Source organism: Pseudomonas sp. PDM18 (genome assembly GCF_014852585.1).
Lineage (GTDB): Bacteria > Pseudomonadota > Gammaproteobacteria > Pseudomonadales > Pseudomonadaceae > Pseudomonas.
Window position 1 is genome coordinate 183,775 of sequence record NZ_JACVBX010000011.1, and the last position, 9,778, is coordinate 193,552.

General features: G+C 65.1%; 10 protein-coding genes. 6 read left to right on the plus strand and 4 right to left on the minus strand.

The window, feature by feature from the left end; all coding sequences use genetic code 11:
* Positions 1–4: 4 nt before the first annotated feature.
* Positions 5–748 (minus strand): gluconate 2-dehydrogenase subunit 3 family protein, encoded by a 744-nt coding sequence (locus IB274_RS21715; RefSeq protein WP_192434666.1) that lies wholly within the window; start codon positions 746–748, stop codon positions 5–7.
* A gap of 451 nt (positions 749–1,199) precedes the next feature.
* A complete protein-coding gene (locus IB274_RS21720; RefSeq protein WP_192434668.1) occupies positions 1,200–1,958 on the minus strand; it encodes an SDR family NAD(P)-dependent oxidoreductase in 759 nt (252 codons plus the stop codon).
* A 128-nt stretch (positions 1,959–2,086) separates the two neighbouring features.
* Here IB274_RS21720 and IB274_RS21725 point away from each other — a divergent pair, with 128 nt between their 5' ends.
* A complete protein-coding gene (locus IB274_RS21725; protein WP_192434670.1) occupies positions 2,087–3,010 on the plus strand; it encodes a LysR family transcriptional regulator in 924 nt (307 codons plus the stop codon).
* Here the strand turns inward: IB274_RS21725 and IB274_RS21730 are convergent.
* Positions 3,007–3,648 carry an HD domain-containing protein gene (locus tag IB274_RS21730; RefSeq protein ID WP_192434672.1) on the minus strand — a complete coding sequence of 214 codons (642 nt, stop codon included), beginning with the start codon at positions 3,646–3,648 and terminating at the stop codon, positions 3,007–3,009. The genes IB274_RS21725 and IB274_RS21730 overlap by 4 nt on opposite strands.
* A 305-nt stretch (positions 3,649–3,953) precedes the next feature.
* The gene (locus IB274_RS21735) at positions 3,954–5,189 is read right to left on the minus strand and encodes an NAD(P)/FAD-dependent oxidoreductase (RefSeq protein ID WP_225614966.1); all 1,236 of its coding nucleotides are present in this window, start codon (positions 5,187–5,189) and stop codon (positions 3,954–3,956) included.
* Positions 5,190–5,376: 187 nt separating this feature from the next.
* Between IB274_RS21735 and IB274_RS21740 the strand changes: the two genes are divergently transcribed.
* From IB274_RS21740 to tpx, 5 genes are all read left to right on the plus strand, one after another.
* Positions 5,377–7,575 carry an OsmC domain/YcaO domain-containing protein gene (locus IB274_RS21740; RefSeq protein WP_192434676.1) on the plus strand — a complete coding sequence of 733 codons (2,199 nt, stop codon included), beginning with the start codon at positions 5,377–5,379 and terminating at the stop codon, positions 7,573–7,575.
* A gap of 195 nt (positions 7,576–7,770) precedes the next feature.
* A complete protein-coding gene (locus tag IB274_RS21745; RefSeq protein ID WP_192434678.1) occupies positions 7,771–8,271 on the plus strand; it encodes a VOC family protein in 501 nt (166 codons plus the stop codon).
* Between the two features lie 26 nt (positions 8,272–8,297).
* A complete protein-coding gene (locus tag IB274_RS21750) occupies positions 8,298–8,687 on the plus strand; it encodes a VOC family protein (protein WP_192434680.1) in 390 nt (129 codons plus the stop codon).
* 144 nt (positions 8,688–8,831) lie between these two features.
* Positions 8,832–9,116, plus strand: a complete 285-nt coding sequence (locus tag IB274_RS21755) for a hypothetical protein (RefSeq protein ID WP_081516773.1) — start codon at positions 8,832–8,834, stop codon at positions 9,114–9,116.
* Positions 9,117–9,261: 145 nt separating this feature from the next.
* Positions 9,262–9,762, plus strand: coding sequence for a thiol peroxidase (gene tpx / locus IB274_RS21760; protein WP_081516774.1), 501 nt, complete (start codon positions 9,262–9,264; stop codon positions 9,760–9,762).
* The last annotated feature ends 16 nt before the right edge of the window (positions 9,763–9,778 follow it).

The window sequence follows — 9,778 nt, forward strand, 5'->3', positions numbered from 1 at the left end:
CGATTCAACCCTTCTTGTTCCAGGCGGAGCTGCCGATGATCGAGAGCGGCACGAGGTCCAGCTTCTGGTTGTGCAGCGCGATGTAGTCGCGGTAGTCGTAACGCGCGCCGGGGAAACCGAGCATCTTCCACGACACCATGTCGCGGTTGCCGCCGTAGATCGGGTCGGCGAAGAAGCCTTCCATGGTGTTGCTCAGGACCTGCTGGAAGAACATCCTGGCGTCGATCCCTTCAAGGCTGATGGAGCCTTTCTCGAGGTCGGTGAGCACCTGGTTGCGCTGCTCGCCGGGCAGGGCGCTGAAGGGCTTCTGGAACTGCGCCTGGCAATACTTGCCCAGTGCGGCGAGGCCGATGCGGTAACGCTCGCGCGGCACCAGTGGCGACTGGTCGGCCTGCGCGGGCGTACCGGGGGTGAAGGGACCGGTCATGTACAGGCGGCCAGAGTCGCCGTAGTCGCTCACCAGCTGGCGGTCGATGAACACCGCGCAGCCGGCGTCCTTGCCGCTGACGCTCAGCTCGTCGGCGGGAATCAGTTGCTCGACGATCGCCTCGACTTCCTTGGCCTCCTCGGCGGTGAAGAATTGCCAGCCGGGGCTGTCGTAGTGCAGCGGGCCGTTGTGGTCGAAGGGCAGCCATTTCGGCGTGCCGATCACGGTGGCGGCCTGGGCGCTGGCAGCACCGACGGCCAGGGACGCGGCGGACGACTTCAACAGCTGGCGCCGGGTGAAGCCCTTGGGGTGTTCGGTCATTTCGGCTCCTGAGGCAATAGCGGTTCGCTCGTTGTCGAGGAGGCAGGGACGCATATCGCCGGGTCGGTTCACGGTGGTCTGCACTCCCGGCCTGTGCCGGATGAGTGGAGCGGGGTGCGAAGTCGCCTCAGGGGCGCCCTGCGGATCAGCCGTCGACGGCGAGATCTGCGGTTCGTCTTTTCCACGCGCGTTTTTAGACTAGGGGTCGTTACAGAATGTTGCAGGTTTTTTTGCGGTAAAGACTTATTGCGGATTTTGAGAGAGTCCGCGAGCCAGACGCGCCGCGGACTGGCGACACAGGTAGGAGCAAATGTCTTCCTCTGAAAGTCTGTACCTCGGATTTCCGACTCCCTGAAGGGGGAGAGGGCAAGCCTCGGCACGATATTCAGGTAAGAGCGGACCGATTCCGGACGGAGCCCGCTCCTACGCCAAGGTCACACCTTGGTGCGGATCAGAGGAACATCCCGCCCGAGGCCTCCACGCGTTGGCCGTTGATCCAGCGGCCTCCGTCGGAGAGCAGGACGGCGATCACTGCGCCGATGTCGTCCGGCAGGCCGACGCGGCCCAGGGCGGTGTTGCTGGCGATCTGCTGGTTCAGCTGAGCGTTGTCGCGCACCACACCGCCGCCGAAGTCGGTCTCGATGGCGCCGGGAGCGAGGATGTTCACCGCGATGCCGCGCGCGCCCAGTTCCTTCGCCTGGTACTTGGTCAGGGTTTCCATGGCGCCCTTCATGGTGGCGTAGGCGGCGTAGCCGGGCAGCGAGAAGCGCGTCAGGCCGCTGGAAACATTAAGGATGCGGCCGCCGTCGGCAATCAGCGGCAGCAGCTTCTGGGTCAGGAAGAACGGGCCCTTAAGCTGGATGTTCATCAGCTGGTCGAACTGCTCCTCGGTGGTCTCGGCGAAGCTGGCATGCAGGCCGATGCCGGCGTTGTTCACCAGGAAATCGAAGTGCTGGCGGCCGAAGGTTTCGCCCAGGGTGGCGCGGATCTGCTCGGCGAAGGCAGCGAAGCTGGCGCTGTCCGCCACGTCCAGGGGCAGCATCACGGCGCGGCCGCCGTGCTGCTCGATCTCGGCGGCGACGGCGCGGGCTTCGTCAGCCTGGCTGCGGAAAGTACCGATGATGTCGACGCCGGCAGCGGCGAGGTGCAGGGCGGCGTTGCGGCCAAGGCCACGGCTGGCGCCGGTGATGAGAGCGATCTTGCGGGTCATGGTAAAGCTCCTGTGCGGGTTGGAGAACAGGTGGGATTGTGGGAAAGCTTATTGTTCGATTGGTTGGTGATAAACCGGCAAGAATCGGAAATACTGGCCGGTAATGCCGAACAGTGAGTGAGCCGCCCATGATCCGCCCCGACCTGCTGCGCACCTTCGTCCGCGTCACTGAGCTGGCCAGCTTCACCCAGGCCGGCGAGCAGCTCGGCCTGCCGCGCTCCACCGTCTCCGAGCACATCCAGGCGCTGGAGGAGCTGCTCGGCACGCGCCTGCTGCAGCGCACCACGCGGCGTGTCACCGCGACCCAGGACGGGCTGGTGCTCTACGAGCGCAGCAAGGACATGCTGGCCCAGTTGGACGAGTTGCACGGCCTGTTCCGCCAGGAAGACGAAGCCCTTGGTGGCCGCCTGCGGGTGGACATGCCGACAGTGATGGCGCGCAAGCTGGTGATGCCGCGCCTGGGCGAATTCCTCGCGCGGCACCCGGCCCTGGAGCTGGAGGTGAGCTGCACCGACCGCCGCGTCGACCTGGTACGTGAGGGCTTCGACTGCGTGGTGCGGGTCGGTTCGGTGAACGATCCGTCGGTGGTGGCGCGCAGCCTCGGGCAGTTCCCGCAGGTAACCTGCGCCAGTCCGTCCTACCTCGCCAAGCACGGTGTGCCGCAGTCACTGGACGACCTCGCCGAGCACCAGCTGATCCACTACGTGACGGTGTTGGGCGCGCGGCCTCCGGGCTTCGAGTACCTGCACAACGAAGAGGTGCGCTACGTGCCGATGGGCGGGGCACTGTCGGTGAACAACGCCGAGGCCTACGAAAGCGCGGCCATGGGTGGACTGGGGATCATCCAGGTGCCGATCCATGGCGTGCTGGATGACTTGGAAGCGGGGCGGCTGGTGGCGGTACTTGAGCACATCCCGCTGCCGCCCATGGAAATTTCCCTGCTCTATGCCCACCGCCGCCTGCCGCAGCGGGTACGGGCGTTCATGCAGTGGCTGGCGCAGTTGCTGGGGGAGCCCGGAGTGCTGGGCACGCCCGTAAACGCCAGGGATTAGCTGGCCCAGTCCGAATTCAGGATCACTTCGCAGAAGTTGCCGCGCACGAAGTCCGCATCCTTCATTGCCAGCACGTCGGCCTTGACGTTGCCGAAGGTGGTTTCCGGCTTGGCTTTGATGCCGTCGTAGAAGGCTTGCAGGATGTCCTGCTTGAACTGCCCGCCGCGCGGGTGGGCGGCGACCACGGCGTCACGCTGGGCGTCGGGGAAGTGCGGGTAGGCGATACCCAGCACATCCATTTCCACCCCGGCGGTGACCAGCGCGATCTCCGGTTTCATGTGTTGCGGGATTCCGGGCGTGGTGTGCAGCGCGATGGCGGTCCATACCGTGTCGATATCGCTTTCGGCGATGCCGTGGCTGCGCAGGAACTCTGCCGCGCAGTCGGCGCCATCCACCTCGAAGCGTTCGCACTGGCTGCAGTAGCGTGGCATCAGGCCCATGTCGTGGAACATCGCGCCGGCGTAGAGCAGCTCGGCGTCGTACTTCAACTCCTTGCGCGCGCCGGTCAGTGCGCCCCAGTAGTAGACGCGAGAGGAATGATGGAAGAGCAGCGGGGTGGCGTTGTCGCGGACCATCTCGGTGATGGCCTTGGCGAGGGTACTGTCGGGGACTTTGACGCCGTTCAGGTCGAGGCTCATGGCGGGCTCCGGGGCTGGATTCCAAGGTGCGACGCGGGCTGCGTCGCGCTCCATGTCATTGGAAATCCGCGGCCCCCGAAGGACAACGAGGGCGAGGGAGCGAATCCGGACAGCCATGCATCTTTTGCTGCCGGGAGCCCGTAACGGCTGAAGTCGGGCTCGTAGGGCGCACAACGCGCCAGCGTTACCCGCCGCGGGGCAATCGGCGGATAACCCGTTTCGGGTTATGCGCCCTACGGTCCTGAATGGAGTGCTGGGCGGTTCGCGAGCAAGCTCGCTCCTACGGGGAAACTCTGGAGCAGGGCCTAGACGAACTGCGCTGCCGCGTAGCCTGAGGCCCAGGCCCACTGGAAGTTGAAGCCGCCCAAGTGACCGGTGACGTCCAGCACTTCGCCGACGAAGTACAGTCCGGGGGACTTCAGCGATTCCAGGGTCTTGGACGATACCTCGCGGGTGTCGACGCCGCCCAGAGTGACTTCCGCCGTGCGATAGCCCTCGGTACCGGCCGGTACCAGTTGCCAGTCGCCCAGGCGCTCGGCGATCGCCTTGAGCTCGGATGGCGTGTACTGCTTCATCGGTTTGGAGACGAACCATTGCTCGGCCAGTAGACCGGCCATCTTCTTGGTGAACAGCTCGCCCAGCAGCGTCTTCAGCTCGCTGTTGGGGCGCTCGCGCTGCTGTTCGACAAGCCAGACGGGCAGGTCGATGCGCGGCAGCAGGTCGATGCTGATGGTGTCGCCGGGCTGCCAATAGGAGGAAATCTGCAGGATCGCCGGGCCGCTGAGGCCGCGGTGGGTGAACAGGATGTTCTCGACAAAGCTCTGGCCGTTGCAGCTTACCCGGCAGTCCTCCACCGAGGTGCCGGACAGCTCGGTGCACAGGGCCTTGAGCTGCGGATCGGTAATGGTGAAGGGCACCAGGCCGGCGCGGGTCGGCAGCACGCTGTGGCCGAACTGGCGGGCGATCTGGTAGCCGAAGCCGGTGGCGCCGAGGGTCGGGATGGACAGGCCGCCGGTGGCGATCACCAGGGATTCGCAGCGCACCGGGCCGAGGCTGCTCTGTAACTGGTAGCCGCCTTCGTCGAGACGGGCGATCTCGCTCACCGAGGTGTCCAGGCGCAGGTCGACGCCGGCCTGCTCGCACTCGTCCAGCAGCAGGCCGAGGATGTCGCTGGACTTGTTATCGCAGAACAGCTGGCCGAGCTTCTTCTCGTGATAGGGCACGCCGTGCTTGGCCACCAGGGCGATGAAGTCCCACTGGGTGAAACGTGCCAGCGCGGACTTGCAGAAGTGCGGATTCTGCGAAAGGAAGTTGACCGGCTCGCAATACATATTGGTGAAGTTGCAGCGCCCGCCACCGGACATGAGGATCTTCTTGCCGGCCTTGTTGGCGTGGTCGATCAGCAGGACCTGACGACCGCGCGCGGCGGCGCTCATGGCGCACATCAGTCCCGCGGCGCCGGCGCCGATGATGATGACCTGGGAGGTGAGCACGGTGGATTCCTCGTGGACGAGCGCCTGGGCGGCGCAAAAGCCGCGCATCTTACCCCAAGGGCGGCCGCGCCGGCTGCCCGCGCCCGACCGGGCGTCGTCCGGGCCTGTGTCGCCAGAGCAGGGCTTCCCGACCAGCGCCGGGCACGTCGGGATATCCCCGAGGCGCTTTTGTCCGGATAATGCCGGCCCGTTCGCTTTCTACTTTTTCGCGCTACTTTTTCGTGGTGATGCCCGCATGGAAATCAAGGTCAATTTTCTCGACAACCTCCGACTCGAAGCCAAGTTCGACGACTTCACGGTGATTGCCGACCAGCCCATCCGCTACAAGGGCGACGGTTCGGCACCGGGGCCGTTCGACTATTTCCTGGCCTCGTCGGCGTTGTGCGCGGCTTACTTCGTCAAGCTCTACTGCCAGACCCGCGACATCCCCACGGACAATATCCGCCTGTCGCAGAACAACATCGTCGACCCGGAGAACCGCTACAAGCAGATCTTCAAGATCCAGGTGGAGCTGCCGGCGGACATCTCCGAAAAGGACCGCCAGGGCATCCTGCGCTCCATCGATCGCTGCACGGTGAAGAAGGTGGTGCAGACCGGTCCGGACTTCATCATCGAGCAAGTCGAGAACCTCGACGCCGACGCCCAGGCGCTGCTGATGCCGAGCACCGCCGCCGGCGCGAGCACCTATATCCAGGGCAAGGACCTGCCGCTGGAACAGACCATCGCCAACATGTCGGAAATCCTCGCCGGCCTGGGCATGAAGATCGAGATCGCCTCGTGGCGCAACATCGTGCCCAATGTCTGGTCGCTGCACATCCGCGACGCGCAGTCGCCGATGTGCTTCACCAACGGCAAGGGCGCCACCAAGGAAAGCGCGCTGGCCTCGGCGCTGGGCGAGTTCATCGAGCGCCTGAACTGCAACTTCTTCTACAACGACCAGTACTGGGGCGAGGAGATAGCCAACGCGCCGTTCGTGCATTACCCCGACGAGCGCTGGTTCAAGCCGGGCGCGAAGGACGCGCTGCCGGAGGAAATCCTCGACGAGTACTGTCTGGAGATCTACAACCCGGACGGTGAGCTGCGCGGCTCGCACCTCTACGACACCAACTCGGGCAACACCGAGCGCGGCATTTGTTCGCTGCCGTTCGTGCGCCAATCCGACGGCGAGACGGTGTACTTCCCGTCCAACCTGATCGAGAACCTCTACCTGTCAAACGGGATGAGTGCCGGCAACACCCTGGCCGAGGCACAGGTGCAGTGCCTGTCGGAAATCTTCGAACGCGCGGTGAAGCGCGAAATCCTCGAAGGCGAACTGGCGCTGCCGGACGTGCCGCAGGAGGTGCTGGCCAAGTATCCCGGCATCGCCGCCGGCATCAAGGGCCTGGAAGAACAGGGCTTCCCGGTGCTGGTCAAGGATGCGTCGCTGGGCGGCGAATTCCCGGTGATGTGCGTGACCCTGATGAACCCGCGCACCGGCGGCGTGTTCGCCTCCTTCGGCGCGCACCCGAGCTTCGAAGTGGCACTGGAGCGGAGCCTCACCGAGCTGCTTCAGGGCCGCAGCTTCGAAGGCCTCAACGACCTGCCGCGGCCGACCTTCGAAAGCCAGGCGCTGACCGAGCCGAACAACTTCGTCGAGCACTTCATCGACTCCAGCGGCGTGGTCTCGTGGCGCTTCTTCAGCTCCAAGGCCGATTACGACTTCGTCGAGTGGGACTTCTCCGGCCACGGTGACGATTCCAACGTGCAGGAAGCGCAGACCCTGTTCGGCATCCTCGAGGAGCAGGGCAAGGAGGTCTACATGGCCGTGTACGAGCACCTGGGCGCCACCGCCTGCCGCATCCTGGTGCCGGGTTATTCGGAAATCTACCCGGTGGAAGACCTCATCTGGGACAACACCAACAAGGCGCTGGCGTTCCGCGCCGACATCCTCAACCTGCACAGCCTCAACATCGTCCGCCTCAAGTCGCTGCTCAAGCGCCTGGAAGCCTGCGAGGTGGACGAGTACACCGACATCACCACGCTGATCGGCATCGAGTTCGACGACAACACCGTCTGGGGCCAGCTAACCATCCTCGAGCTCAAGCTGCTGATCAACCTCGCGGTGAAACGCTTCGAAACCGCCAAGGAACAGGTGGAGATGTTCCTCCAGTACAACGACAACACCGTCGAGCGCGGGCTGTTCTACCAGGCGCTCAGCGCGGCGCTGGAAGTGCACCTGGACGAGGAACTGGAAATGGCCGACTTCGAGGCCAACTTCCGCCGCATGTTTGGCAACGAGCGTATGGACGCGGTGTTGGGTTCGCTGGGCGGTAGCGTGCGCTTCTACGGGCTGACGCCGACCAGCACGAAGCTCGAAGGCCTCGACAAGCACCTGCGCCTGATCGAAAGCTACAAGAAGCTGCACCAGGCTCGGGCCAGGGCCGTGGCGCGCTGATCTGGCAGTTGGTCAGCAAAGGCACCTACGGGTGCCTTTTTCATTTGCGTTGCTCGCGGCCAGCCCCGGCATGCCGCTCGACCGGTCGTCCGGTAAAGCGCGAAAGTCGGCCTAGACTTGTCGATTCCGCCGTCGCCCAGGCGACCAAGCTGCATGCCCGGTCAAGCCGACCGCGCGAAAATCAGGAGATTCACCATGTCCAGCCTGCAACGCGTCACCCCCTGCCTGTGGTTCGACGGCAAGGCCGAGGAAGCAGCCCAGTTCTATGTCGCCATCTTTCCCAACTCGAGGATCGTCCAGGCCGCCTATTACCCCGAGGCCGAGAAGGACCGCCACGGTGGCGAACCCGGCTCGGTGCTGACGGTGGAGTTCGTGTTGGACGGCCAGACCTTCATCGCCCTTAACGGCGGCCCGGCCTTCAATTTCACCGAGGCCCTGTCGTTGCAGGTGATGTGCGACAGCCAGAAGGAGATCGACCACTTCTGGGACAAACTTGGCGCCGGTGGTCCGGAGGAAGCGCAAATCTGCGGCTGGCTGAAGGACCGCTACGGGGTGTCCTGGCAGATCTGCCCGCGCCACGTCGGCGACATGGTCGCCGATCCGAACCCGGAGAAGGCCAGCCGCACGCTGCAGGCAGTGATGGGCATGAAGAAGCTGGACATGGCCGCCATCGAGCGCGCTCACGCCGGCAACTGATTCCCACAGGCAGAGGAGGGCGCGGCATGTTCAGCCACATCACGGTTGGCACCAACGACCTCCCGCGTGCCATCGACTTCTACGGCAGGGTGCTCGGCACGCTGTGGATTGTCCTCAAGGCGCATCGCCATGAGCCTGAGCGGGCGATCTTCGCCCACCCGGACAGCGACGTGGTGTTCTGCGTGTACCAACCCATCGACGGCCAGCCGGCCAGCATCGGCAATGGCAGCCTGGTGGCCTTCGAGGCGCGTACACGGCACCAGGTCGACAGCTTCCATGCCCGCGCCGTGCAACTGGGCGGCGTCGACGAGGGGCCGCCCGGCCTGCGCCTGAACTACTCACCGACCTACTACGGCGCCTACGTACGCGACCTGGATGGCAACAAGCTGTGTTGCGTCTGCCATCTGCAGGAGTGAGCCGGCGCGACAGAAATTTCGAACCTGCCAGCGCGGCGGCTCGTCCAACTCCCTGAGCGTCGCAGTCACCAGGTACGCACCGATTGCCCGACTGTGGCACCGCCAAGCGGCGAGGGTGCGCTCGCCGGACAGGGAGAATCTGCGATGGTCACTCACTACAAGGTCAAGGGGCACCTGGCCTGCGGGCATGCGGGCAAGCACCTGGAATCCACCACCGAGCTGAACCGGGTGAAATGCCGCAGCTGCCGCAACACCGAGGTCTACAAGGAAGCCCGCCGCGATGCGCGCAACGCCGCCCGCCGCGCCCAGCGCAAGGCCCGTGCCGAAGCCGTGCACAACGACTGGCGCAGCTTCTGGGAGAAACGCCTGGTCGCCATGCCGGGCAGCCAGCGCCTGCCGCGCGGGTTCCAGGACCAGCCGTTCGTCTGAGCCGGGCGTGGGCAGGAGGAGCGAGCGGATGCATGCCCGAGCGTTAAGCTCGGGAAAGTCGTGCTAGCATCTGCGACGGCCCCGAATCCTCCTGCGGCGCTGGCAACCCGCCAGCGCCGCCATCCCTCACAGAAGGACCCAAGCAATGGCTCAAGTTACCCTCAAGGGCAACCCGGTTTCCGTCGACGGCAAGCTGCCGCAGAAAGGCGAGCAGGCTCCGGCCCTGTCGCTGGTCGCCGGCAACCTGTCCGACGTCACCCTGGAAACCTACGCCGGCAAGCGCAAGGTGCTGAACATCTTCCCCAGCGTCGACACCCCGACCTGCGCCACCTCCGTGCGCAAGTTCAACGCTGAAGCCAGCAAGCTGGCCAACACTGTCGTACTGTGCGTTTCCGCCGACCTGCCGTTCGCCCAGGCGCGCTTCTGCGGCGCCGAAGGCCTGGAGAACGTGGTGAACCTGTCCACCCTGCGTGGCCGCGAGTTCCTCGCCAACTACGGCGTAGCCATCGCCGACGGCCCGCTGGCCGGCCTGGCTGCCCGCGCTGTCGTGGTGCTGGACGAGCAGAACAAGGTGCTGCACAGCGAGCTGGTAGGCGAGATCGCCGACGAGCCGAACTACGCCGCCGCCATCGCCGCCCTGGCCTGATGGAAGGATCGGGCCG

What these genes read in the sequence shown, in the direction of transcription:
- tpx (WP_081516774.1), top strand. Translation starts at nt 9,262, where the DNA reads ATGGCTCAAGTTACCCTCAAGGGCAACCCGGTTTCCGTCGACGGCAAG.
- IB274_RS21725 (WP_192434670.1), top strand. Translation starts at nt 2,087, where the DNA reads ATGATCCGCCCCGACCTGCTGCGCACCTTCGTCCGCGTCACTGAGCTG.
- IB274_RS21735 (WP_225614966.1), bottom strand. Translation starts at nt 5,189, where the DNA reads ATGCGCGGCTTTTGCGCCGCCCAGGCGCTCGTCCACGAGGAATCCACC.
- IB274_RS21720 (WP_192434668.1), bottom strand. Translation starts at nt 1,958, where the DNA reads ATGACCCGCAAGATCGCTCTCATCACCGGCGCCAGCCGTGGCCTTGGC.
- IB274_RS21715 (WP_192434666.1), bottom strand. Translation starts at nt 748, where the DNA reads ATGACCGAACACCCCAAGGGCTTCACCCGGCGCCAGCTGTTGAAGTCG.
- IB274_RS21740 (WP_192434676.1), top strand. Translation starts at nt 5,377, where the DNA reads ATGGAAATCAAGGTCAATTTTCTCGACAACCTCCGACTCGAAGCCAAG.
- IB274_RS21750 (WP_192434680.1), top strand. Translation starts at nt 8,298, where the DNA reads ATGTTCAGCCACATCACGGTTGGCACCAACGACCTCCCGCGTGCCATC.
- IB274_RS21730 (WP_192434672.1), bottom strand. Translation starts at nt 3,648, where the DNA reads ATGAGCCTCGACCTGAACGGCGTCAAAGTCCCCGACAGTACCCTCGCC.
- IB274_RS21745 (WP_192434678.1), top strand. Translation starts at nt 7,771, where the DNA reads ATGTCCAGCCTGCAACGCGTCACCCCCTGCCTGTGGTTCGACGGCAAG.
- IB274_RS21755 (WP_081516773.1), top strand. Translation starts at nt 8,832, where the DNA reads ATGGTCACTCACTACAAGGTCAAGGGGCACCTGGCCTGCGGGCATGCG.